Origin of the sequence: Bradyrhizobium sp. (assembly GCF_016219575.1) — a bacterium.
In the GTDB taxonomy this organism is placed as follows: domain Bacteria; phylum Pseudomonadota; class Alphaproteobacteria; order Rhizobiales; family Xanthobacteraceae; genus Bradyrhizobium.
In genome coordinates this window covers 45,225-68,067 of sequence record NZ_JACRMG010000034.1, presented here as the reverse complement: position 1 = coordinate 68,067, position 22,843 = coordinate 45,225, and the positions used below count along the sequence as shown (strand labels likewise).

Below are 22,843 nucleotides of genomic sequence, written 5' to 3'. Positions count from 1 at the left end.
GGCTTCCGCCGTTGCACCGGGATCAGGCGGCCCTGACCGTGTCGAGGAATTTCGCCACCTCGGTCTTGAGGCGCGTGCTGTCGCCCGACAGCATCCTCGCCGCCGAAAGCACCTGCGAGGATGCGGAACCCGTCTCGCTCGCACCGCGCTGCACGTCGGTGATGTTGGACGACACCTGCATGGTGCCCTGCGCCGCCTGCTGCACGTTGCGGGAGATTTCCTGGGTCGCCGCGCCCTGTTCCTCCACGGCGGCGGCAATGGTCGACGAAATCTCCGACAGCCGCTCAATGGTGCCGCTGATTTCCTTGATCGCGTTGACCGACTCGTTGGTCGCCCCCTGGATGCCTGCGATCTGCTGGCTGATCTCGCCGGTGGCCTTGGCGGTCTGCTCGGCCAAAGCCTTCACTTCGGAGGCGACCACCGCGAAACCGCGGCCGGCCTCGCCTGCGCGCGCCGCCTCGATGGTGGCATTGAGCGCCAGCAAATTGGTCTGGCCGGCAATGGTGTTGATCAGTTCGACGACGTCGCCGATGCGGCTTGCCGCCTTCGACAATTCGCTGACGCGGTCGTTGGTGGTGCGGGCCTGGCCGACGGCTTCGGTAGCCATCCGCGCCGATTCCTGCACCTGACGGCTGATCTCGTTGACCGAGGACGACAGCTCTTCGGTGGCGGACGCGACCGACTGCACATTGGTGGAGGCTTCCTCCGACGCCGCCGCGACCACCGTCGTCAACTCCTGCGCCCGCTCGGCCGTGGCCGTCAGCGTAGAGGCCGAGGCCTCCAGTTCGGTGGACGCCGAGGATACGGTCTCGACGATCTCGCCGACCGCACCTTCGAACTGATCGGCCAGCTTGACCATCTCCGCCTTGCGCTGCTGCGCGGCGATCTCGTCCTGCCGGCGCTTGGCTTCGGCTTCGTCGCGCGCCTTCTGCTCGGAGACAACCTTGAACTTCTCGACCGCGCCGGCGACCTGACCGAGTTCGTCCTTGCGGCCGAGGCCGGGCAACACGACGGAGAAATTCCCGCCGGCCAGCTCTTCCATGGACACGCTCAGCGCGCGCATCGGCCGGCCGATCGTGAAGAAGGAGAACGCCCAGGTACCGACCAGAAGCAGCATGGTGCAGGCCGCAACGATCAGCGACATGCGCTCGGCAGACGCCATCTCGGTTGCGGCTTCGACATTGGTTTCATCAGCCCTGCGCCTGGCGAACTCGACGACCTGGTTGGCCAGCGCCTCGAGCTCGGCTGCAATCGGCAGCGTCACCTCGCGGGCGATGCGCACCGCCTCTTCGTTGAGCTTTGCGATCTTCGCCGCGGCATCCGGCCCCGCACCCGCCGCCGCGATCGCCTCGCCACGGACGGCCGCGATCTGCTGGGCGGCCTTTGCATACTCTGCTGCCTTCGCATTCATCTTCTCGATGCGCGCGCGATTTTCCGCAGAGCGCGACAATTTCAGCATCTCGCCGATGAACCGCTGCGCCGATTTCAGGCGTGCCGCCAGATAGTCATTCGCCCTCTGTATGTCAGCTGCCGTATTGGCCAGGCGGATGTCGCGAACACCCATTTGCATGCCGCGGATCGACGCCTTGGCATCGATGGCGTCTCGCGTGATCGTCTGTTGGTCGGCCTTCTGGGCGTCGAGGTTGCGGGCCGTCGCGTTTCCATGGAGCTGGCTCCATACCATGGCCGACACCAGTGCGACGGCAAGAGCCGAGGTGATGCCGAGCTTCACACCAATGGAAAGATTGAGCACAACAGCGAAAATGCGCGACATGGGCAAATGTCCTCGAAGCCGGTCTGAAAGAAAACGGGAGTCGCTACGATCTGAGCGTCCCCGTATTTCCACGGGGGTGGCGCTGCTGGTGTAGTGCCGGGCCAGAAATCTGGACGAACCGGTTCGCTGCGAACGAACGGCACCTGCGGCAGGGACCACAGAGCGGCGCTAACGATTCCCAGACTTCCATGCCAGAGTTAATTTGCACCTAACCGGTGAAATGCCCAATTGCGCGGTTTTTTCCCGCTGAAATTTTTGCGGCTGCCTTCGTCTACTTCAGATCACCATCGGCGGTTCATCGATGCCGGCCGCGCCCGGCCGCGAGCGTTTGCTGCGGCGTCTCGCCGAATGTGGTGCGATAGAGCGAGCTGAACTCGCCCATGTGCCAGAATCCGTTGGCGAGCGCGATGGCCCTGATCACCGCTGTCGACGATCCCTGCACGAGTTGCTGGCGCACGTTCCACAGGCGTCGCAGCCGCACGTAGCGATGCATGCTCATGCCGCGAATGGCCACCACCGCATTGTGCAGCGTACGCACGGAGACCCCGAGCTCTCTCGCGACGTCGGCGCTGTAGAGCGTCCGGCTCGCGTCGAGCGACAGAAATTCGTCGAGCCTGCGGACGAGCGCGAGGTACTGCGTCAGGCTGGAACGCGGGCGGTCGATCGCAGGGGCTGCACGCATGACGCGATCGACCGCCTGGAGCACGGATTCCTCCAGGTTCTCGATCATGTGCGGCAGGAGCAACGCTTGGGAATGCGATGCAAGCGCGAGGACGTCGCGCGTGACGGCGCGGAGCCCCTCGAACTCGGCGCACCCCGTCGGGACCAGCTGTGCGCTGTCGGCTTGACCGGGCCAGCCGCGGTCATGGATGGCGTCGAAATTGATGAAAGCGATTAGGTTGGCCCGCGGCTCGACGATCTCGCATGGCGCGCTTCCCCGCGCGAGCAGAATCGTCGGCGGGCTCGCCGCGATACCGTTGACGACCACGGAGACGGCGTCGTCCATTCCGAATCCGACCATGGCACCGTCGGTGCGATACGTCGCCTGCAGGATGCGCGGAAAGGTCAGCTGCAGATAGATCGTGCAGGACTTCAGCGCGACGGTCGCGAAGGACGCGACGAAGCCTTTCAGGCCGAGCGGGATGCTGCGGGCATCGGCCAAGCGTTCGATGCTGCGGAACTGATCGAAATCCGCAGACCGGTTGACCTTCAGCGTGGCCGAATCGGCCAATTGGTCGAGCAGCGACACCCCTTCCTCTTCTCGCTCAAGCGGCGGTGCGAAGAACGGGAGTTGTCGACAACGTTGTTTCGTTCATGAACCCACCCCGGACAAGAGGATCGTCCTGCGTCTTCAACGCAGCCAAGCCTGCGTTTGCCCCATTGGATCAACTAGTCCGCGAGAGCCGGCCTGCATTGATGTGCATCAAGAATCCGGACGAGAATGCCCGTTTGGGGAAAGTCCGATTGCCTGCGGCACGGCGAAGCTTTTCAATTCCGGCGGGGCAACATCGGTCGATGCATCTCAAGCACGAATCCGGATCTGCAAACGGCAAGGACTCAGCGCATCAGCGCGAGCGCATCGGAGAAAAACTCCGGCCCGCCGAAATTGCCGGATTTCAGGGCAAGCAGCATGTCACCGTTCCCGGCGCCGACGGCGCGCAAGACCGGCACTCCTGCAGCGATTTCCTCGCCAACGAGGAATCCGGGAATACGCACGCGATCGACCACGGCCCCTGACGTTTCACCACCGGCTACCACGAGGCGCCGCACGCCCGCGCCGACCAGGCTTTCCGCGATATCGGCCATCGCCTGCTCGATGGCATGCCCTGCGCGACCGCGGCCATGACGCGATTGCAGAGCTGCGACTTCCTCCGGCGTTGCGCTGGAGGCGATCAGCACCGGACCGGAGTGGACCCGCTCCATCGCCCAGGCCACCGCACGGCGGGCTTCCTCCGGACCGACGACGACGCGTTCGGGATCGAGATGCAGCACCGGCATGACCCGCTCGGCATTGGCGATCTGCTGCAGCGTCGCCTGCGAGCAACTGCCGGCCAGGCACGCCGCCGGCCCGCCGACCGCTGCACCTGCTGCGGCACCCGACGCCGCCTTGACCTTGCCGGACTTGACCAGCGCGCGCGCCAGCCCGAGCCCGATGCCGGAAGCACCGACCGAGAGCCGGTGACCGGCGGCGACCGCGCCGATGGTTTCGAGGTCACTGTCGAAAACGGCATCGACGATAACTGCGCCGACGCCCTGCCCGGCCAGTTCTGCCAGCCGCGCACGAACAGCATCCGCGCCGCGCGTCAACGTCGCGAGATTGACCAGTCCGACTTTTGTCTTGCACTGCCGCGCCAGCACCCGCACCAGATTTGAGTCATGCATCGGGTTGAGCGGATGATCCTTCAGCGGACTCTCGTTCAGCGGCACGAGGCCGACGAACAGATTGCCCTGGTAGACGGTGCGGCCCGTTTCCGGGAATGCCGGCGTCACCAGCACGATCCTCTCGCCGCAATCGGCGCGTAGCGCGTCCATCACCGGGCCGATATTGCCGGCATCGGTGGAGTCGAAGGTCGAGCAGATCTTGAACAGCACGTGGCCGGCGCCGCGGCCGCGCAGCCATTTCTCTGCGTCGCGCGAGCGCGCCACCGCCTCGCCCGCTTCGATGGAGCGGCTCTTCAGGGAGACGACGACGGCGTCGACCTCGGGCAGCTTGAGGTCATCGGGCGGCACGCCGATGGTCTGCACCGTGCGCAGGCCCTGGCGCGTCAGCGTGTTGGCGAGATCGGAGGCGCCGGTATAGTCGTCGGCGATGCAGCCAAGAGAAATATTCCTGGCCAGCGTCATTACCTTGCTCCCGCGTAAGCCTTGAACCAGCCGAGCCCGTCGACGGTCTTGCCGCGCGGATTGTATTCGCAGCCGACAAAGCCGCCATAACCGAGCCGGTCGAGCTCGGCGAACAGGAACGGATAGTTCAGCTCTTCGCCATCAGGCTCGTTGCGCGAGGGAATGCTGGCGATCTGGATATGGCCGATCATGGGCATCATCTGGCGCAGCCGCATGGTGACGTCGCCATGGATGATCTGGCAGTGATAGATGTCGAACTGCAGCTTCAGGTTGGCGATCTTCAGCTCATTGATGAGATCGTAGGCGAAGGTGAAGTCGTTGAGGAAGTAACCGGGCACGTTGCGCGCATTGATCGGCTCGATCACGACGTCGAGGCCGTGCGGCTCGAAGAATTCGGCGGCCGTGGCGACGGACTTGTAAAACGCCTCCACCGCCTTGCTGTCGGAGCGATTGGCAATGCCGGCCATCAGATGCACACGCTTGACGCCGGTGGCCTGCGCATAGGGCAGCGCGGTGTTCAGGCTCTTCTTGAGATCGTCGAAGCGTTCGGGTAGCGCCGCGAATCCCTTTTCGCCGGCGTCCCAATTGCCCGGCGGCAGGTTGAACAGCGCCTGTGTCAGGCCGTTGTTCTTCAGTCGCTTGCCGACTTCTTCCGCCGGGTGATCGTAGGGAAACAGGAATTCGACCGCGGTGAAGCCCGCCTTCGCCGCCGCCTCGAAACGATCGAGGAACGGCACATCGGTGAACATCATGGAGAGATTGGCGGCAAAGCGGGGCATCGGCTGACCTCTTGTTACTTGTCGCCCGGCAGCTTGGTGCCGGTGACTCTTGCATACATCCGCGCCACCGACGCATCATCGTCGCGACCCATGCCGGCGGCCGATGTCATCAAGAACATCTGCAGCGCGGCAGCGGAAACCGGCACGGGAAAGCGCGCATTGCGCGCCATGTCCTGGATGATGCCGAGATCCTTGACGAAGATCTCCACCGCGCTGCGCGGGGTGTAGTCGCCGTCGAGCACGTGCGGCATGCGGTTCTCGAACATCCAGGAATTGCCGGCAGAGGCCGTGATCACCTCGTAGACCTTGCGGATGTCGAGGCCCTGCTTCGCCGCAAACGCCATCGCTTCCGAAGCAGCGGCGATGTGAACGCCGGCGAGCAGCTGGTTGATCATCTTGAACGCCGCGCCTTGGCCCGCGGCATCGCCGAGTTCGTAGAGTTTCGCCGCCATCACGTCGAGCGCCGGCCGCGCCTTGGCAAACGCCGCTGGGCTGCCGGAGGCGAGGATGGTGAGTTCGCCCTGCGCGGCGCGCTGCGCACCGCCGGAGATCGGCGCATCCAGGTAATGTCGCCCGCTTGCTTCCAGCTGTTTCGCCAGCCGGCGCGCGACGTCCGGATCCATGGTGGCAGAAGAAATGAAGACCGCGCCCTTGGGCAGCGTCTCGGCAACTCCGTTTGAGCCGAACAGGATGGCTTCGGTCTGCGCCGCGTTGACGACGACGCTCACCACAATGTCGGCGTGCTTTGCGGCCTCGGCCGGCGACTTGGCCCCTTTTCCGCCGTCGGCGACAAAGCGGGCGACACTGTCGGCGGAGACGTCGCAGCCCGTCACCTCGAAACCCGCGCGGCGCAGCGAGGTCGCCATGCCAAACCCCATCGAGCCGAGCCCGATCACGGCCATGCGGGGTTTTGCGGATTCTGACATGCGGCGTTTCCTTCCCTGCCGCTTTCGCGTCGCGGCCCGGCCCTGCCTAACACGGCTTGGCCGCGCTGCCAAAGCATGAGAGAAGGCCCTGTTCAAGGAAACGCACGATGAGCGACGCAAAAATCCGCGAGGACATCTGCCGGTTCGGCCGCTCGTTGTTCGAGCGCGGGCTGACGCCGGGTTCTTCCGGCAATATCAGCGTGAAACTCGGCGATGGCGGCTGGCTCGTGACCCCGACCAACGCCTCGCTCGGCTTCCTCGATCCGGCGCGGATGTCGCGGCTCGGGCCGGACGGGCGGCTGCTCTCGGGCGATGCCCCGACCAAGGAAGTGCCGCTGCATACCGCGCTGTACCAGACGCGCGGGTCTGCGGGAGCGATTGTGCACCTGCACTCGACCCATTCGGTGGCGCTGTCGATGCTGCCCGAGATCGACCCTCGCGCCGCGCTGCCGCCGATGACACCTTATTATCTCATGAAATGCGGGCAGACTGCGCTCCTGCCCTATTACCGGCCGGGCGATCCCGCGGTCGCCGACGCCATCAAGGGGCTGGCCGGAAAATATTCGTCGGTGCTGCTCGCCAATCACGGCCCGGTGGTATCGGGCGACACGCTGGAGGCCGCGGTGTTCGCGATGGAGGAGCTGGAGGAGACGGCCAAGCTGTATTTGCTGCTGCGCGGGTTGAACCCGCGGTATTTGTCGCCGGAACAGGTGGCGGATTTAACCAAGGTGTTCGGGTTGACGCTGCCGGAGCACGAGCACTAACTCTCCGCGTCATGGCCGGGCTTGTCCGGGCCATCCGCGATCTTTGCATCAAAGAGGAAGTAAGACGTGGATGCCCGGGTCAAGCCCGGGCATGACGGAGAATTTGTTACACTCACAATCCCAAATACGCCTTGCGCACGTCCGGATTGCCGCTGATCTCCGCCGCCGGGCCCTGCATCAGCACACGGCCGGTCTGCAGGATGTAGGCGCGGTCGGCGATCTCCAGGCACTCGGCCATGCGTTGCTCGACGATCAGCACGGTGAGGCCGGTGTCGCGGATGCGCTTCACGGCCTGGAAGATCTCGTCGACCAGTTTCGGCATGATGCCCTGCGACGGCTCGTCCAGCATCAAAAGCCGCGGCCGCGTCATCAGCGCGCGTCCGATCGCCAGCATCTGCTGCTCGCCCCCTGAAAGCGTCTCGGCGCGCTGGTCGAGCCGCTCGGACAGCCGCGGAAACAAGTTGAAGACGAGATCGAGCGGCGCGTCGCGGTCGGACTTGCCGCGGAAGAGATAGCTGCCGAGGCGAAGGTTGTCGCGCACCGACAGGCGCGGAAACAGCCGGCGGTTTTCCGGCACATAGGCGATGCCGTGCGAGGTAATGATGTGCTGCGCCATGCCGTCGATGCGTGTGCCGTCGAAGCTGACGCTGCCGGAACGCGGCCGCTCGGCGCCGGCAATGGATTTCAGCAGCGTCGACTTGCCCGCGCCGTTGGCGCCGGCGACGCAGACGATCTCGCCGCTGGCGACCTCGATCGAGACCGCGGAGATCGCCACCAGCCCCTGATAGGCGGTCGTGACTTCATGCACCCTGAGCATGACGATCTCCAAGATAGGCCGTGATCACCTTCGGGTCGCGCACCACCTCGGTGGGCTTGCCCTCCACCAGCACCTTCCCGAGGTCGAGCACGATGGCGCGGTCGACCAGCGGCATCACGATCTCCATGACATGCTCGACCATCAGCACGGTAACGCCGGTCGCGCGCACCTTGCGCACCAGTTCGACGCCGGTCTGCGCCTCGATCGGCGTCAAGCCGGTGAGCACCTCGTCGAGCAGCAACAGCTTCGGTTCGGTCGCGAGCGCGCGCGCCACTTCCAGCCGGCGCTTTTCGGAGGGAATGAGGTCGCTGGCAAGCACGTTTGCTCGCGCGGAGAGGCCGCAGAACTCCAGCACCTCATGCGCCCTGCGGCGGGCGTCGCGCATGACGGTGCTGCGAACCAGCGCACCGACGATGACATTGTCGATCACGGTCATGGTCTCGAAACTCTTGACGACCTGGAAGGTGCGGCCGATGCCGCGCTGGCACCGCTCGGCCGCCGGCAGTTTCGTGACGTCTTCGCCGTCAAAGATGATCGAGCCCTGGGTCGCGGCATACACGCCGGCGATCAGATTGAATAGCGTCGACTTGCCGGCGCCGTTGGGACCGATCAGGCCGACGATTTCGCCGCGGCCGACCGAGATGGACACGTCGCTGTTGGCGACGAGGCCGCCGAAGCGCTGCCAGACGCCGCGGGTTTCCAGCAGAAGAGGAGCCGTCATTGGACGGCCTCCTTGCGCTCGAGCGCAGGCGATCGGACGGGGCGCTTGAACGCGAACAGGCCGATCAGCCCCTGTGGCCGCGCCAGCGAGATCGCGATGATCAGGCCGCCATAGACAATCAGGTCGACACCGCGGCCGGAGCCGCCGACGTAGGACCGCGTCAATTCGGTGAGCGGGATCAGGATCACCGCGCCGAGCAGAGGACCCCACAGCGTACCAATACCGCCGAGCACCGCGGGCAGCGCCATCAAGAGCGAGAACTGGAAGCCCATCACGCTTTCGGGATCGATATAGGACACGAACTGGGCGTAGAAGCTGCCGCCGACCGCGACCAGGAAGGCCGACACCGCCGCCGCACCCATCTTGGAATTGAACACGACGACACCAAGGCTTTCGGCGGCATCCGGATTGTCCTTTACCGCGCGCCACCAAAAGCCCCATTTGGAATTTTCCAGCCACCAGGTGACGAACCAGGCGACGCAGGCCAGCGCCAGCGCGAAGTAGAAATACGGCAGCTTGCTGCGCGGGAACTGGAACTTCAGCCAGCTGTCGCCGCGCACGGGAACCTCGATACCCATTGCCGCGCCGGCCCAATCCCAGTTGTGAAACAGAAGCAACCCGATCTCGGCGATGACGATGGTGGCGATGACGAAGTAATGTCCGCGCAGCCGGAAGCAGGGATAGCCCAGCGCCATCGCAATAGCTGCGGAGATCACGCCGCCACCGAGCATGCCAAACCACGGCAGGACGCCAAACTTGGTGAAGAGCAGCACGGTGGTGTAGGCGCCGATCCCGAAATAGAGCGCGTGGCCCAGGGAGATCTGCCCGCAATAGCCGGACAGGATATTCCAGCTCTGCGACAGCGCACCCCACATCAGCGTCAGCACCATGACGTTCTGGACGTAGACGTTCTTGACGAATAGCGGCACCACGGCCGCGATCGCGGCAAGTGCTATTGCCACGATGAGATCGCGCCGGCGGCGTTCTGTGAAAGCGCTATCCATCACATCGATCCAAAGAGGCCGCGCGGGCGGACAAAGACGACCAGAAGATAGACGGCGTAGATGCCGACCGATTTCAGCGAAGGCGGCAGCAGCATGGCGGTCGATGCCTCGACCAGGCCGACGATGATGCCGCCGGCAAAAGCGCCGAACACACTACCGAAGCCACCGAGCGCCACCGTCACATAAGCGATCAATGCGAAGGAAGCGCCGACATCGGGATAGGTGTAGAAGAAGATCGCCATGATCGCGCCGGCAAGACCAACCAGCGCCGCGCCGAGGCCCCAACCCAGCGCGAATACCTTGTTCTGGTCGATGCCGACCAGCGCCACCGCGCCTGCATCCTCCCGCGTCGCCTCCAGCGCCCGGCCGAAATCAGTGCGGTTGATGAACAGATAGAGCCCACCGAATGCCGCGATGGCCACCAACGCGCCGACGAGTTGCGGCACCGGCAGGAAGATGCCGGCCACCGAGACGGTCTTGCCGCCGAGCCAGGAGTTGGTGACGCTGCGATAGTCCGGCGTGAAGAAATACTGCGCCAGCCCGCGCATCACGATGGCAAGGCCGAAGGTGGAAAAAATCTGCACCATGCCGGCGTTAGCCTTGGCGCGCATCGCAAAGCGCACGATCAACAGATAAATGACTGCGCCGAACACGAACAGCGCAGCCGCGACCAGCGGCATTGACAGCAGGGGATCGATTGCGAAGAACGCAAACAGGAAGAATGTCGCGTACATCGCGATCATCAGGAATTCGCCGTGGGCGAAATTGACGACGTCCATCAGGCCGAAGATGAGCGCGAGCCCCACGGCGATCAGCCCGTAGAGCAGCCCCATCAGGAGGCCGCTCGCCAGGCTCTGGATAATGGCTTCCGCTGTCACAGCGCTGTCCCTCGCCCCTCGCCTGCCTGCTACATCATCGGCCAGACGGCATCGGCAACCGCCACCTCGGTCGGGAAGATCGTCACGAACTTTCCGCCGACATATTGCAGCAGCACTGGATCGGCGTCGTTGTTCTGGCCCATCTCGTCGAACTTCACCCGCTTCCAGGGCATGATGGTGATGTCGCCGGGGATATCGGTCGCCGCCAGCGCCTCGCGGATCTTTTCGCCGTCGGTCGACTTGGCGCGGTTGATGGCCTCGGCCAGCACGATCAGGCCCATGAACTGCCGCGACGTCAGGTCGTTGAAGTCCTTGCCGGAGCGTGCAAAGAACTGCTCGTTGATCAATCCGACCATCGGCCGCTTCTTGGCGAGGTCGAGCGAGAAGCTGCCGCGCGAGATCACGCCGGAGAGCTTGTCGCCGACGGCATCGTAGGTCGCCTTCTCCGAGAAACCGGCATTCTGCGCCACGATGTTTTTCGGCTTGTAGCCGAGTTCGGCCATGGTCTTCACCAGCAGGATGGCGTCGGTGGTGTAGCTCGAGGGCATCAGCACGTCGGCATTGGCCGCCTTGAGCTGCTGCACTTCGGCGGTGAGCGACGGCGAGTTAGCGCGATACTTGATGTCGGCGACCACCTTGTAGCCGCGGTCATTGGCGAGTTTGAGCTGGGTGTTGCCGGAGTCGGTGCCGAAGATCGTGTCCTCGTGGAACAGCGCCAGGCTCTCGATCTTCTGACCCCGTTTCTTCAATTCGTCGAAGAAATCGAACATCGCCTTGGAAAACATCTCATCATGCGGCGCCGGGCGGAAATAGAACTTCAGGCCGCGGCGATGCAGGCTGGGCGAGGAATTGTCGGCGGAAACGAAGGGAACGCCGTAGCGCTCGCAGATCTGGCTGACAGTGACGGCGACCGCGCTCTGATAGGTGCCAATGACGGCGCAGACCTTCTCCTGCGTGATCAGGCGCTCGGCTTCGGCGCGTCCCTTCTGCGGATCGGCCTGGTGATCGGCAAAGACGAGGCGGATTTTTGCGCCGCCGAGACCGGGAAGTCCCTCGCCCCTTGCGAGCGGCAATTTGTATTCGTGGTTCTTGTTGATGATATCGGCCGCGGTCTCGTAGGCCTTCTGCGCGTCGACACCCATCTGCGCGGCGGCACCGGAGAAGGGATAGATCACGCCGATCACGACTTCCGAGGTCTGCGCGCGGCTTGCTAGCGGCGCAAGCGCGGCGGTGGCGGCGGCACCAAGCAACACGTTACGGCGAGTCATCTTCATGGCAACTTCCCCTGTTGATCGAATGCTTCGATGAAGAGATTGAATGGTGCGGCAAGGCCTCAATGACCGGCACCAACTGTCGGTCAAATCACCGCGAACTGCCTGTTCCTGAGATCGGTGACCAGCATCAGTCCCGGTGAATGCGTGATTGCAAACGGCACCTTCGCGTTGGCGATGACCGCCTGCGGAGTGACGCCGCAGGCCCAGAACACCGGAAGCTCGTCGGCTTTGATCGGCACGGGATCGCCATAGTCGGGCTCGTTAATGTCCTTGATGCCGATCGAATACGGATGGCCGAGATGCACGGGCGCACCGTGCACGGCGGGATAGCGCGAGGTGATCTGCACGGCGCGGATCGCGTCGGCCGGCTTGAACGGCCGCATCGACACCACCAGCGGACCGACGAACGGTCCGGAGGGGCTGCATGCGATGTTGGTCCGGTACATCGGCACGCGCACCTTGTGCTCGATGTGACGCAGCGAGAGACCTTCGTCCATCAACGCTTCCTCGAACGAGAAGGAGCAGCCGATCACGAAAGCGACGAGGTCGTCGCGCCAGTGCGACATGACGTCGGTCGGCTCGTCGACGATCTTGCCGTCGTTCCAGACCCGGTAGCGCGGCAGGTCGGTGCGGATATCGAGGTCGAGCCCGAGCGCGGGAATGCGGGGGTCGCCGACATCGGACATGCCGATGATGGGGCACGGTTTCGGGTTGAGCTGGCAGAAGCGGTGGAAGGCGGCGGCGAGTTTCTCCGGCAGGATGACGAGATTGCCCTGAACGAAACCGTTGGCGATGTTGGAGGTGGGGACCGATTTTCCGGCCCGGAAATCACGTCGCGCCTGTTCGCTCGCAAGCATCGGCCTCTCCCGTCGGTTTGCTGCGCTGCCACAAAAACAGTCACGCGATCGACTTGCCTAAAGTTGCTCCGCTCCTGCTATAATGTCTAATCTTCATTTTTGATCGATATCGATAAATCTAGCTTATCGATAAGGAAGGGGCACCTCATGCTGGATTTCAAATCGATCGAGACGTTCCTCTGGGTGGTGAAGCTCGGCAGCTTCCGCAGCGCCGCGCAGCGCATGAACACCACGCAGCCTGCGATCTCGCAGCGCATCGCCCAGCTCGAGCGCGAGATGGGCGTGAAGCTCCTGAACCGCGACCACCGCGTGGCGTCGCCGACGCCAAGCGGACGGCAGATGCTCGTCTATGCCGAGAAGCTGATCGGGCTGCGCGCGGAGATGATGACGGAGATCTGCGACAGCTCCGCGGTGCGCGGCGTGTTGCGGCTCGGCGTCGCCGAGACCATCGTGCATACTTGGCTGCCGCAGCTGGTGAAGCGCGTGAACGAGGTCTATCCGAACCTGTCGCTGGAGATCGAGGTCGACATCACGTCTAACCTTGCCGCACGGCTGCTCGCACAGGAGATCGAACTCGGCTTCGTGGTCGGACCATTGTCTGCACCCGACGTGCAGAGCCGGGTGCTGTGCCATTACGACATCAACTTCCTGGCAAGTCCCGCGCTCGGCCTCGGCCAAGGAAAGGTGTCCCGGCGCGACCTCGCGCGCTTTCCGATCATCACCTTTCCGCGCAAGACCCGTCCCTACGAGGCGGTGCGCGGCGTGTTCGACCGGCCAGACCTGCCGCCGATCCGCCTGCACGCCAGCGCTTCGCTTGCAACCGTCATCCACATGGCGATCGAAGGGCTCGGCATCGCCGTCATTCCGGCTGCGATCGTCGAGCGCGAACTCGCCGACGGCCGGCTGCAATTGCTCGATACCGACGTCAAGGTGTCCCCCCTCACCTTTACCGCAAGCTGGCTCGGCTCACCCGATACGGTGGCGATCGAACGCGTTGCCGATCTCGCGCAACAGATTGCGCAGGCCAGCGGCGCGGTTGACGCGGCGGCAGCGGCGCGCCATTGAACAGGGATATCAAGAAGCCGGAACGCCCCGCATGAGCCGAGCCGCCTCCAACCTGCAGATCGATCCCGTCCGCCTCTGGGACACCATCCACGAGACCGCGAAGTTCGGAGCCACCCCGAAGGGCGGCGTGCGGCGGCTGACGTTGAGCCAGGAGGACAAGCAGGTGCGCGACTGGTTCCGCAGGGCTTGCGAGGAAGCAGGGCTGGAGGTGCATGTCGATACGCTCGGCTCGATGTTCGGCCTGCGCAGGGGCCGCGACATGTCGAAGGCGCCGATCGGGCTCGGTTCGCATCTCGATACGCAGCCGACCGGCGGCAAATACGACGGCGTGCTCGGCACGCTAGCGGCGCTGGAGGTGGTGCGCACGCTGAACGATGCCGGGATCGAGACGGAAACCCCGATCTGCATCTGCAACTGGACCAACGAGGAAGGCTCGCGTTTCGCGCCGGCGATGATGGCGTCTGCCGCCTATGTCGGCGATTTCACCACCGAGGACATTTTGTCGCGCAAGGATGCCGAGGGCGTCACCGTGGCACAGGCGCTAGACTCGATCGGCTATCGCGGCGCGACGCCGGTCGGCACGCAGAAATTCTCGGGCTTCGTCGAGCTGCATATTGAACAGGGCCCGATCCTGGAAGCCGAGAACAAGACCATCGGCGTCGTCGATTCCGGCCAGGGTGTGCTGTGGTACGATGGCAAGATTGTCGGCTTCGAGAGCCATGCCGGCTCGACGCCGATGCCGCTGCGCCGCGACGCGTTGGCCACCCTGTCGGAAATCGTGCTGGCGATGGAGAGCATCGCGAAGAAACACGGGTCGAAAGCCGTCGGCACCATCGGTGAAGCCGTGATCGCAAAGCCCTCACGCAACGTCATTCCCGGCGAGATCGCCTTTACCGTCGACTGCCGCAGCGCGGATGCGGCGATCATGGACGCACTGGACCGGGATTTGCGCGCGGCGGCGGCCGAGATCGCCGCGCGGCGCAAGGTCGACGTGCGGCTCGATCTGGTCTGGCGCAAGCCACCGACGCATTTCAATCCAAAATTCGTCGATGCGGTCGAGAACGCCGCAAGACAGCTCGGCTATTCGCACCGCCGCATCACCTCCGGCGCCGGCCACGACGCCTGCAATCTCAACACGGTGATGCCGGCGGCGATGGTGTTCGTGCCTTGCAAGGATGGCATCAGCCACAACGAGCTGGAGGATGCCACGCAAGCCGATTGCGCGGCGGGCGCCAACGTGCTGATGCATACGGTGCTGGCTCTCGCCGGCGTCGCATCCTGATCGCTGTATCAAGAAAAACCAGAGGGGGAATGCCGTGCGGGGTGTTTTTGTCGATGCCAATGAATCGCTGGCGGTGATCTTCGACCGGCTGCGCAAGTCCGATGATCCTGACGTGCGCGTGCACCGCGATCCCGACATCTCACCGGAGGATTATCCCGCCGTGCTCGACGGCGCCGAAATTGCGGTGGTCGACCACACGGCGCTGCCGACCGATATCGCCAAGCAATGCAGGGGACTGAAGGACGTCGTCTTCCTCGGCACGGGCGCACGCAGCTACATGAACCCGGAAGAGCTCGCCGAGCTCGGCATATCCGTGCATCTGATCAAGGGCTACGGCGATACGGCGGTCGCGGAATCCGCCATAGCGCTGATGTGGGCCTCGGCGCGGGTGATCGCGATGATGGACCGCGAGATGCGCGCCGGCAACTGGCTGCGCGAGGACGGCATGCAGCTGACGGGCAAGACGCTCGGCCTGATCGGCTTTGGCGGCATTGCTGCGGAGGTGGCGCGCATTGCGCTCGGCAGCGGCATGCGGGTGATCGCCTGGAACCGCTCGCCAAAGAAATATTCCGGCGTCGAATTCGTCGAGTTCGACGAACTGATCGACGAGAGCGACGTGGTTTCGATCCATCTGCTGCTGAACGACGAGACCCGCGGCATGATCTCGCGCGCCTGCATCGAAGGCATGAAGCCCGGCGTGATCCTGATCAACACTGCGCGCGCCGCCATCGTCGACGAGGAGGCGATGATCGACGCGCTGAAGTCCGGCCAGATCCGTCATGCCGGTCTCGACGTCTTCAACATCGAGCCGCTGCCCAAGGATCACCCACTGACGAAACTGCCTAACGTCACGCTGTCGGCGCACTCCGCCTTCCGCACGCCGGAAGCGAGCGAGAATTTGCTTCAGGCGGCGTGGGAGCATTGCCGCAGGATTGCGGGATCGTAGGGTGGGTTAGCCGAAGGCGTAACCCACCATGCTGCAGCGAAAAAGATGGTGGGTTACGCTGCGCTAACCCACCCTACGCATTTCCGCTAATCCACCATCTCCGCTACCGCCTTGCCGCAGGCCGTTGTGTCGGCATTGCCGCCGAGATCGCGCGTGCGCAGCGTGCGTTCGCCGAGCGTGCGCTCGATGGCGCCGACGATGGCGTCTGCCGCCTGCTTCTCGCCGAGATGCTCCAGCATCATCGCTCCCGACCAGATCATGCCGATCGGGTTGGCGATGCCCTGCCCTGCAATATCGGGCGCCGAGCCGTGCACGGGCTCGAACACGGACGGGAAATCGCCCTCCGGATTGATGTTGCCCGACGGCGCAATGCCGATGGTGCCGGTGCAGGCCGGGCCGAGATCGCTGAGGATGTCTCCGAACAGATTGGAGCCGACCACGACGTCGAACCAGTCCGGATGTAGCACGAAGTTCGCGGTGAGGATGTCGATGTGGTACTTGTCCCACTTCACCTTGGGATATTTCTTCGCCATCGCCTCCACGCGCTCGTCCCAATAAGGCATCGTGATCGAGATGCCGTTGGACTTGGTCGCCGAGGTCAGGTGCTTCTTCGGCCGCGACTGCGCCAGATCGAACGCGAACTTCAGGATGCGGTCCACGCCGACGCGGGTCATTACCGTCTGCTGCGTGACGAACTCGCGGTCGGTGTCCGGGAACATCCGCCCGCCGACGGAGGAGTATTCGCCTTCGGTGTTCTCGCGCACCACCCAGAAATCGATATCGCCGGGCTTGCGGCCCGCAAGCGGCGACGGCACGCCCGGCATCAGCCGCACCGGCCGCAGATTGACGTACTGATCGAACTCGCGGCGGAATTTGATCAGCGAACCCCACAGTGAGATGTGGTCCGGAATCTTCGCGGGCCAGCCAACGGCACCAAAATAGATCGCATCGTGCTCGCCGATCTTGTCCTTCCAGTCGGCCGGCATCATCTCCCCGTGCTTTTCGTAATAGTCATACGAAGCGAAGTCGAAATGATCGAACTTGACGGAGACGCCGTGCTTCTTCGCCGCCGCCTCGATGACCCGCAGGCCCTCCGGCATCACTTCCTTGCCGATGCCGTCGCCGGGAATGACTGCGATGCGATATTGCTTCTTGCTGCTCATCGAGAACGTCCTTGTGACTTGCCGGGCCGCACGCGCCGCCTATTCTGATGCCCCTGCAATGAACCAAACTTTGCCGCGGCGCAACGCTGCAGTGCAATGTTGACCGCCGCGCATTCCCGCTATCCATTTCCGCCATCCCTCCTCCGATACCCCGTTCAGCAAGAGAGAAAAATCCATGGATCTGCACCTGCGCGGCAAGCGCGTCCTGATCACCGGCGCCTCCAAGGGCATTGGCGCGGCCGCGGCCGAAGCCTTTGCCGAGGAAGGCTGCCATCTGCGGCTCGCCGCGCGCAGCGGCGATACATTGAAAGCGCTGGCCGACCGCCTGCGCTCGCAACACCAGATCGACGCCGCCACCCATGTGACCGACCTGCGCAAGCCGGAAGACATCGCGCGGCTGGTAAAGGACGCCTCCGACATCGACATCCTCGTCAACAATGCCGGCGACATTCCCGGCGGCTCGATCGACAAGATCGACGAGGCGACCTGGCGCCATGCCTGGGAGCTGAAGGTGTTCGGCTATGTCAACCTCACCCGCGCCATCTATGCGCAGATGAAGGCACGCGGCGGCGGCGTGATCGTCAACGACATCGGCGCTGCCGGCGAGAAATTCGACGCCAACTACATCTGCGGCAGCGCCGGCAATGCCGCGCTGATGGCCTTCACCCGCGCGCTCGGGGGAACGAGCATGGCCGACAACGTCCGCGTGGTCGGCATCAATCCGGGCCCTGTCGGCACGGACCGCCACGTCACGCTCTTGAAGACGCGGGCGAAGAACCAGCTCGGCGACGAGAACCGCTACAAGGAATTCCAGAAGGGCATGCCGCTCGGCCGCCCCGCACACGCGCGCGAGATCGGAGACCTCATGGCGTTTCTGGCGTCGGACCGTTCGGGCTATACGTCGGGAGTGATCTTCACCGTCGATGGCGGCTATACGTCGGGGTGGAGTTGACACACTGTCGTTCCGGGATGGTCCGAAGGACCAGACCCGGAACCTCGAGATTCCGGGTTCGATGCTGCGCATCGCCCCGGAATGACAGCGAGTTCAAGTCCGCTCGAACGCCTGGCGGATCAGCGCTGTGATCCGTCCGCCCGGCGCGATCATTTCGTTCATGATCGTGAAGTGATCGGCGCCGGGGATTTCCTCATAGGTCACCGGCAAGCCGTATCTCGCGCGGTGCCCGGCAAAATCCGCGGTCTGCTTGCGCAGCAGAGGAAGCTCGGCGCTGCCGGCCACCAGAGACAGCGGCTTTGCCGGTCCGCCCGCCTGTATCATCGGCGAGTTGCGGCGAGACATCGCCTCGTCCAGCCGCAGCTTTTCGTTGAGGTAGGAGTGTCGGATCGGCTCGAGATCGTAGATGCCGCTGATCGCCACGCCCGCCTGCACATGCTTGCTCGATAGCGCCATCGACGTCAGATGTCCGCCTGCCGACCAGCCGGAGACGACGATGCCGCCGGACGTCGCGCCGAGAGCCGGCAACTGCCCTGCGAGGAAATCGATCCCGGCATGGATTTCAGCGACGATCTCGTCCAGCGTCACATCGGGCGCCAGCGTGTAGCCGGTCAGTGCGACATTGATGCCGTGCGCCATCGGCCCTTCCGCAACCACCGTGAAGAGCTCTTTCGCGCGGTGCTGCCAGTAACCGCCGTGGATGAACAGCAGCGTCGGCGCCTTGTCGGCCGCCTTCAGAAAATCGATGCGGTTGCGCTCGCGCGGGCCGTAGCGGAGATCGAGATGCTGCGGATGACGCTGTCGCAACTCCCTGGAACGCTTCTCCCAGCCGGCGACGATGTCGGCGCTGGCAACAACCGCTGCGCCATTGTTAAGGCCGCGATCAAGCTCTTCGCGGCTCATCTTCCGCCAGTCCGGCGTCGCAAGATCCGTCGTCATGCAAATTCTCCGGTCCGCCCGGCAACTTCCGCGCGTTTCACTTTTCCGGGAAATGTTCTACAGGATGATCAATCCGCCTGCGATAGCGTGGAGAGAATTGGGAGAAAATGCCGGTGGCCGACCAAAGCCTGATCCGCGAAACCGCGTGCACCATCGTCGAAAAGCTGGGCAAGGGCGAGGTCACGCCGCTCGATCTGCTGGACGTGCTGGAGAAGCGCATCGCCGAGGTCGACAGCAAGGTCAACGCCCTGCCCACCCTTTGCTTCGATCGCGCCCGCAAGCACGCCACCGAGCTGATGAAGAAGCCGAAAGGAGAGCGGGGCCTGCTGGCGGGCATGCCGATCCCGATCAAGGATCTGACCAATGTCGCGGGTGTGCTGACCACGCAGGGCTCGCCGATCTACAGGGATACGGTGCCGGCCAAATCCGACATCCTGGTAGAGCATCTCGAAGCGGAAGGCGGTGTGATCTACGCCAAGTCGAACACGCCGGAATTCGGCGCCGGCGCCAACACTTTCAACGAGGTGTTCGGACCCACGCGCAATCCCTGGGACACGTCGCGCTCTGCTGCCGGCTCCTCGGGCGGCGCGGCCGTGGCCCTTGCAACCGGCACGGCCTGGCTCGCGCATGGCTCCGACATGGGCGGCTCGCTGCGCAACCCCGCAAGCTTCTGCGGCATTGTGGGCCTGCGGCCCAGCATCGGCCGCGTCGCGCACACGCCGGCAGCCGCGATCGACCGCAATCTCGGCGTCCAAGGTCCGATGGCGCGCAATGTCGAGGATCTCGCACTATTGCTCGACGCCATGAGCGGTGAGCATCCCGCCGATCCGCTGTCGCTGCCAAGACTGCCGTCCTCGTTCCTGTCGGCCGTGCGCGGCGGAAGCAAGCCGAAGCGCGTCGCCTGGTCGCGCGATCTCGGCATCACGCCGGTCGATCCGGAAGTCGCCGCCATCACAAAAAAGGCCGCGCAGCGCTTTGCGGATGCCGGCGTCATCGTCGAGGAGGCGCATCCGGATCTGCGCGAAGCCCATGAATGCTTCCATGTGCTGCGCGCCTTCGACTTTGCGCTCAGCAAGGCCGCATTGCTCCGCACCAAGCGCGACCAGCTCAAGCCCGAGGTGATCTGGAACATCGAGGAAGGCCTCAAGCTCACCGTCGAGAAGATCGAACGCGCCGAGGCACAGCGCGTGGCGATGACGGCGCGGACGCTGGAATTCTTCGAGAAGTACGACTTGCTGCTGGCGCCCGCGACCATCGTCGCGCCCTTCCCGGTCGAGAACCGCTATGTCGCCGAGTGCGACGGCAAGAAGTTCGACAATTATGTCGAATGGCTCGGCATCGTTTATGCCATCACGCTGGTGTGCTGTCCCGCGCTTTCGCTGCCCTGCGGGTTCACCGCGTCGGGCCTGCCCGTCGGCTTGCAGATGGTCGCAGCCCCGCGTGGCGAAGCGCAGTTGCTGGCCGGCGCAAGAGTGCTGGAGGATATCCTGGGCGTGCGCAGTTCCACGCCGATCGATCCGCGGCCGCCGAAATAGGATCAGCGCGTCTCGCGTTCGGCTGCCGCCTTCATCGCCACGGAAAGCGCGAGCTTCGCTTCCTGCACGATATCCTCGACCAGTTCCTCGCGGCTGGCGCCGGCGACCTGGCCGGTGAGCAGTCCCTGCTCCGCCAGCATCACCACGCCGTGCAGCGACGCCCATATCTTCAGGGCCTGCCGCTCGCGCAACAGGCCGACCGCGGGAGCTTCCAGCGACTCGATCAACAGCGCCAGCGTCTCCATCGCCGCATTGTGCAATTCGCTGCCCTTCGGCGCACAGGCCATGGTGCGCGAGGCGAACATCAGCCGGTAGATGCCGTTGCGCTGCAGGCCGAAGGCAAGCGTGGCCTGTGCAAAGCGCGACAGCTTCGATTGCTTCGACGGCTTGTCGACGAGATCCCTGAGGATGACGTTGAACTGGCGGAACGCCTCGGCCGTCACCGCTTGCAGCAGCGCCTCGCGGTCGGCAAAGTGCCGGTAAGGCGCGGGCTGGGAGACGCCGAGCTTCTTGGCAAGCGCGCTGATATTGATGGCTTCCGGCCCACCGCGCTCGGCTTCCTGGAACGCAGCCTGCACCAGGGCATCCCGGAGATCCCCGTGGTGGTAGGTATTGAGGGCTTTGCGGACCAATCGCGGCGGCATTGATGTTATTGTCTATGACTTTTCACTTGACAGCACAACTGCACTGCGAATGTAATATGCTATAATTTTTCCAAGAAGACAAAATGCGCAGGCCAAATCTGCGCCGTTCGAGGGGAAGCGCTTGCGATGTCAGGAAAGCTGAAAATCCACGTCGACCAGGACAAGTGCCAGGGACATGCGCGCTGCAAGTCGCTGGCGCCCGAACTTTTCAAACTCGACGAATTCGGCAATGCGCATGAGATCGGCGACGGCACCGTGCCGGCCGGCCTCGAGGACAAGGCGTACCTCGCCAGATCGAACTGTCCGGAAATCGCGATCGAAGTGACCGAGGAATAGGTTTCCTCCGTCGCAAGCTCATCCCTGTATTCACTGAAAAAGGTAGAGGGTTCGCCCGATGTCCGATTCTGCCAGCTTCCTGCCCGAACATCCGCCAGTCACCGACTGGGTCAATGATTTCGACCACACCGATCCGCGCTGGACGGAAAACCCGTACCCGATCTGGGACGAGATGCGCTCGGCCAGCCCGGTGGTGCACACCAACCGCTTCCTCGGGTGCTACATGCCTACCACCTACGAAGCGGTACGCGAGATCGCCCACGACACCGAGCACTTTTCCTCCCGCCGCGTCATCGTGCGCGACGTGCGGCCGGAGATCACGGCCAAGGCGCCGCCGATCACCTCCGACCCGCCGGAGCACAAGCCGGCCAAGCAATTGCTGCTGCCGCCCTTCACGCCGGACGCGATGAAGAAGCTGGAGCCGCGGGTTCGCGCCATCTGCAACGAGCTGATCGACGAATTCATCGCCGACGGCAAATGCGATGCGGCTGCGCGCTACACCAAGCACATCCCGGTCCGCGCCATCGCCCACATGCTCGGCATCCCCGAAAAGGACAGCGATCTCTTCATCAAGTGGATCCACGAAATCCTCGAGCTCGGCATCAAGGACGACGGCGCCCTGATGCGCGCAGTTCACGAGATGACCGCCTATTTCGCCGGCCACATCGAGGCGCGGAAGAATAACCCGACCGACGACCTGATCACGACGCTGATGAACGCCAGGGGTCCGGACGGAAAGCCGCTCGATGACGGCCATGTGCTGGGCTCGCTGCGCCTGCTCCTGATCGCCGGCATCGACACCACCTGGAGCGCGATCGGCGCCTCGCTCTGGCATCTTGCCAGGACGCCATCCGATCGCGAGCGCCTCATCAAGGAGCCGGAACTGATGCCGACGGCGATCGAGGAGTTCCTGCGCGCCTATTCGCCGGTGACGATGGCGCGCGAGGTGATGAAGGAAACCACGATCAGCGGGTGCCCGGTCAAACCCGGGAACATGGTGCTGCTGTCTTTCCCTGCCGCGAACCGCGATCCCGCCATGTTCCCCGACGCCGGCAAGGTGGTGATCGACCGCAAGGAAAACCGTCACTCCGCATTCGGCCTCGGTATCCATCGCTGCGTCGGCTCAAACCTCGCCCGCATGGAGATGACGGTGGCTATCGAGGAATGGCTGAAGCGCATTCCGGACTTCCGTCTCGACCCGGCCGGCACGGTGAGGTGGTCGGAAGGTACGGTGCGCGGCCCTCGCCAAATGCCGGTTCTCTTCGGCAAGGCGAACTGAGGCGGTTCGCCTCTCCCGCTTCTCCTGCTATGATGCGTGACGCCGGCGCTTGCCGGCGTCAGTG

The 22,843-nt window shown here is 64.1% G+C and carries 21 protein-coding genes and 1 pseudogene; 8 read left to right on the top strand and 14 right to left on the bottom strand.

What is annotated here, in order from left to right:
- Nucleotides 1-22: 22 nt before the first annotated feature.
- The 5 genes from HZB49_RS25785 to ltnD form a co-directional block, all read right to left on the bottom strand.
- On the bottom strand, nucleotides 23-1,774 hold the full coding sequence (locus tag HZB49_RS25785; RefSeq protein ID WP_291616533.1) for a HAMP domain-containing methyl-accepting chemotaxis protein: 1,752 nt from the start codon (nucleotides 1,772-1,774) through the stop codon (nucleotides 23-25).
- Between the two features lie 295 nt (nucleotides 1,775-2,069).
- A complete protein-coding gene (locus tag HZB49_RS25780) occupies nucleotides 2,070-3,023 on the bottom strand; it encodes a helix-turn-helix domain-containing protein (protein WP_291616531.1) in 954 nt (317 codons plus the stop codon).
- 308 nt (nucleotides 3,024-3,331) lie between these two features.
- Complete coding sequence (gene otnK / locus HZB49_RS25775) at nucleotides 3,332-4,618, bottom strand: 3-oxo-tetronate kinase (RefSeq protein ID WP_291616529.1); 1,287 nt, start codon at nucleotides 4,616-4,618, stop codon at nucleotides 3,332-3,334.
- The gene (otnI, locus tag HZB49_RS25770) at nucleotides 4,618-5,397 is read right to left on the bottom strand and encodes a 2-oxo-tetronate isomerase (RefSeq protein ID WP_291616527.1); all 780 of its coding nucleotides are present in this window, start codon (nucleotides 5,395-5,397) and stop codon (nucleotides 4,618-4,620) included. The genes otnK and otnI overlap by 1 nt, the downstream gene beginning before the upstream one ends.
- A gap of 14 nt (nucleotides 5,398-5,411) precedes the next feature.
- Nucleotides 5,412-6,395, bottom strand: a complete 984-nt coding sequence (ltnD, locus tag HZB49_RS25765; RefSeq protein ID WP_291616525.1) for an L-threonate dehydrogenase — start codon at nucleotides 6,393-6,395, stop codon at nucleotides 5,412-5,414.
- 35 nt (nucleotides 6,396-6,430) lie between these two features.
- On the opposite strand from ltnD, the gene HZB49_RS25760 reads away from it, so the two are divergent.
- Nucleotides 6,431-7,087: an aldolase gene (locus HZB49_RS25760; RefSeq protein WP_291616523.1), complete on the top strand. Its 657-nt coding sequence runs from the start codon at nucleotides 6,431-6,433 to the stop codon at nucleotides 7,085-7,087.
- A gap of 112 nt (nucleotides 7,088-7,199) precedes the next feature.
- Here the strand turns inward: HZB49_RS25760 and HZB49_RS25755 are convergent, their stop codons facing one another.
- From HZB49_RS25755 to HZB49_RS25730, 6 genes and pseudogenes are all read right to left on the bottom strand, one after another.
- Nucleotides 7,200-7,904 (bottom strand): ABC transporter ATP-binding protein, encoded by a 705-nt coding sequence (locus HZB49_RS25755; RefSeq protein ID WP_291616521.1) that lies wholly within the window; start codon nucleotides 7,902-7,904, stop codon nucleotides 7,200-7,202.
- Nucleotides 7,888-8,625, bottom strand: a complete 738-nt coding sequence (locus tag HZB49_RS25750; RefSeq protein ID WP_291616519.1) for an ABC transporter ATP-binding protein — start codon at nucleotides 8,623-8,625, stop codon at nucleotides 7,888-7,890. The genes HZB49_RS25755 and HZB49_RS25750 overlap by 17 nt, the downstream gene beginning before the upstream one ends.
- A complete protein-coding gene (locus HZB49_RS25745; RefSeq protein ID WP_291616516.1) occupies nucleotides 8,622-9,629 on the bottom strand; it encodes a branched-chain amino acid ABC transporter permease in 1,008 nt (335 codons plus the stop codon). The genes HZB49_RS25750 and HZB49_RS25745 overlap by 4 nt, the downstream gene beginning before the upstream one ends.
- Nucleotides 9,629-10,507, bottom strand: coding sequence for a branched-chain amino acid ABC transporter permease (locus HZB49_RS25740; protein ID WP_291616514.1), 879 nt, complete (start codon nucleotides 10,505-10,507; stop codon nucleotides 9,629-9,631). The genes HZB49_RS25745 and HZB49_RS25740 overlap by 1 nt, the downstream gene beginning before the upstream one ends.
- Nucleotides 10,508-10,536: 29 nt before the next feature.
- Nucleotides 10,537-11,781, bottom strand: coding sequence for an ABC transporter substrate-binding protein (locus HZB49_RS25735; protein ID WP_291616512.1), 1,245 nt, complete (start codon nucleotides 11,779-11,781; stop codon nucleotides 10,537-10,539).
- A gap of 83 nt (nucleotides 11,782-11,864) precedes the next feature.
- A pseudogene (locus HZB49_RS25730) lies at nucleotides 11,865-12,682 on the bottom strand (putative hydro-lyase).
- 103 nt (nucleotides 12,683-12,785) lie between these two features.
- On the opposite strand from HZB49_RS25730, the gene HZB49_RS25725 reads away from it, so the two are divergent.
- The 3 genes from HZB49_RS25725 to HZB49_RS25715 are packed head-to-tail and all read left to right on the top strand — an operon-like array spanning nucleotide 12,786 to nucleotide 15,931.
- Entirely contained in the window at nucleotides 12,786-13,703 is a 918-nt protein-coding gene (locus HZB49_RS25725; protein ID WP_291616511.1) for a LysR family transcriptional regulator, read from the top strand.
- Nucleotides 13,704-13,734: 31 nt separating this feature from the next.
- Complete coding sequence (locus HZB49_RS25720) at nucleotides 13,735-14,985, top strand: Zn-dependent hydrolase (protein ID WP_291616508.1); 1,251 nt, start codon at nucleotides 13,735-13,737, stop codon at nucleotides 14,983-14,985.
- A 34-nt stretch (nucleotides 14,986-15,019) separates the two neighbouring features.
- Nucleotides 15,020-15,931, top strand: a complete 912-nt coding sequence (locus HZB49_RS25715) for an NAD(P)-dependent oxidoreductase (RefSeq protein ID WP_291616506.1) — start codon at nucleotides 15,020-15,022, stop codon at nucleotides 15,929-15,931.
- A gap of 86 nt (nucleotides 15,932-16,017) precedes the next feature.
- Here HZB49_RS25715 and HZB49_RS25710 read toward each other — a convergent pair whose 3' ends face one another.
- Nucleotides 16,018-17,094: a tartrate dehydrogenase gene (locus HZB49_RS25710; RefSeq protein ID WP_291616504.1), complete on the bottom strand. Its 1,077-nt coding sequence runs from the start codon at nucleotides 17,092-17,094 to the stop codon at nucleotides 16,018-16,020.
- 175 nt (nucleotides 17,095-17,269) lie between these two features.
- Here HZB49_RS25710 and HZB49_RS25705 point away from each other — a divergent pair, with 175 nt between their 5' ends.
- Complete coding sequence (locus HZB49_RS25705; RefSeq protein WP_291616502.1) at nucleotides 17,270-18,046, top strand: SDR family oxidoreductase; 777 nt, start codon at nucleotides 17,270-17,272, stop codon at nucleotides 18,044-18,046.
- A 93-nt stretch (nucleotides 18,047-18,139) separates the two neighbouring features.
- Here the strand turns inward: HZB49_RS25705 and HZB49_RS25700 are convergent, their stop codons facing one another.
- A complete protein-coding gene (locus HZB49_RS25700; RefSeq protein WP_291616500.1) occupies nucleotides 18,140-18,985 on the bottom strand; it encodes an alpha/beta hydrolase in 846 nt (281 codons plus the stop codon).
- Between the two features lie 107 nt (nucleotides 18,986-19,092).
- On the opposite strand from HZB49_RS25700, the gene HZB49_RS25695 reads away from it, so the two are divergent.
- On the top strand, nucleotides 19,093-20,520 hold the full coding sequence (locus HZB49_RS25695) for an amidase family protein (RefSeq protein WP_291616498.1): 1,428 nt from the start codon (nucleotides 19,093-19,095) through the stop codon (nucleotides 20,518-20,520).
- 2 nt (nucleotides 20,521-20,522) lie between these two features.
- Here the strand turns inward: HZB49_RS25695 and HZB49_RS25690 are convergent, their stop codons facing one another.
- Nucleotides 20,523-21,164: a TetR/AcrR family transcriptional regulator gene (locus HZB49_RS25690; protein ID WP_291616496.1), complete on the bottom strand. Its 642-nt coding sequence runs from the start codon at nucleotides 21,162-21,164 to the stop codon at nucleotides 20,523-20,525.
- 126 nt (nucleotides 21,165-21,290) lie between these two features.
- Here HZB49_RS25690 and HZB49_RS25685 point away from each other — a divergent pair, with 126 nt between their 5' ends.
- Together HZB49_RS25685 and HZB49_RS25680 are read left to right on the top strand one after the other, a co-directional pair.
- Nucleotides 21,291-21,500 carry a ferredoxin gene (locus HZB49_RS25685; RefSeq protein ID WP_291616494.1) on the top strand — a complete coding sequence of 70 codons (210 nt, stop codon included), beginning with the start codon at nucleotides 21,291-21,293 and terminating at the stop codon, nucleotides 21,498-21,500.
- Between the two features lie 58 nt (nucleotides 21,501-21,558).
- Nucleotides 21,559-22,779, top strand: a complete 1,221-nt coding sequence (locus HZB49_RS25680) for a cytochrome P450 (RefSeq protein ID WP_291616492.1) — start codon at nucleotides 21,559-21,561, stop codon at nucleotides 22,777-22,779.
- The last annotated feature ends 64 nt before the right edge of the window (nucleotides 22,780-22,843 follow it).

Coding starts and splice junctions, on each gene's coding strand:
- HZB49_RS25785 (WP_291616533.1), bottom strand. CDS start 1,774: ATGTCGCGCATTTTCGCTGTTGTGCTCAATCTTTCCATTGGTGTGAAG.
- otnK (WP_291616529.1), bottom strand. CDS start 4,618: ATGACGCTGGCCAGGAATATTTCTCTTGGCTGCATCGCCGACGACTAT.
- otnI (WP_291616527.1), bottom strand. CDS start 5,397: ATGCCCCGCTTTGCCGCCAATCTCTCCATGATGTTCACCGATGTGCCG.
- HZB49_RS25760 (WP_291616523.1), top strand. CDS start 6,431: ATGAGCGACGCAAAAATCCGCGAGGACATCTGCCGGTTCGGCCGCTCG.
- HZB49_RS25755 (WP_291616521.1), bottom strand. CDS start 7,904: ATGCTCAGGGTGCATGAAGTCACGACCGCCTATCAGGGGCTGGTGGCG.
- HZB49_RS25750 (WP_291616519.1), bottom strand. CDS start 8,625: ATGACGGCTCCTCTTCTGCTGGAAACCCGCGGCGTCTGGCAGCGCTTC.
- HZB49_RS25745 (WP_291616516.1), bottom strand. CDS start 9,629: ATGGATAGCGCTTTCACAGAACGCCGCCGGCGCGATCTCATCGTGGCA.
- HZB49_RS25735 (WP_291616512.1), bottom strand. CDS start 11,781: ATGAAGATGACTCGCCGTAACGTGTTGCTTGGTGCCGCCGCCACCGCC.
- HZB49_RS25725 (WP_291616511.1), top strand. CDS start 12,786: ATGCTGGATTTCAAATCGATCGAGACGTTCCTCTGGGTGGTGAAGCTC.
- HZB49_RS25720 (WP_291616508.1), top strand. CDS start 13,735: ATGAGCCGAGCCGCCTCCAACCTGCAGATCGATCCCGTCCGCCTCTGG.
- HZB49_RS25710 (WP_291616504.1), bottom strand. CDS start 17,094: ATGAGCAGCAAGAAGCAATATCGCATCGCAGTCATTCCCGGCGACGGC.
- HZB49_RS25705 (WP_291616502.1), top strand. CDS start 17,270: ATGGATCTGCACCTGCGCGGCAAGCGCGTCCTGATCACCGGCGCCTCC.
- HZB49_RS25700 (WP_291616500.1), bottom strand. CDS start 18,985: ATGACGACGGATCTTGCGACGCCGGACTGGCGGAAGATGAGCCGCGAA.
- HZB49_RS25695 (WP_291616498.1), top strand. CDS start 19,093: ATGCCGGTGGCCGACCAAAGCCTGATCCGCGAAACCGCGTGCACCATC.
- HZB49_RS25690 (WP_291616496.1), bottom strand. CDS start 21,164: ATGCCGCCGCGATTGGTCCGCAAAGCCCTCAATACCTACCACCACGGG.
- HZB49_RS25685 (WP_291616494.1), top strand. CDS start 21,291: ATGTCAGGAAAGCTGAAAATCCACGTCGACCAGGACAAGTGCCAGGGA.
- HZB49_RS25680 (WP_291616492.1), top strand. CDS start 21,559: ATGTCCGATTCTGCCAGCTTCCTGCCCGAACATCCGCCAGTCACCGAC.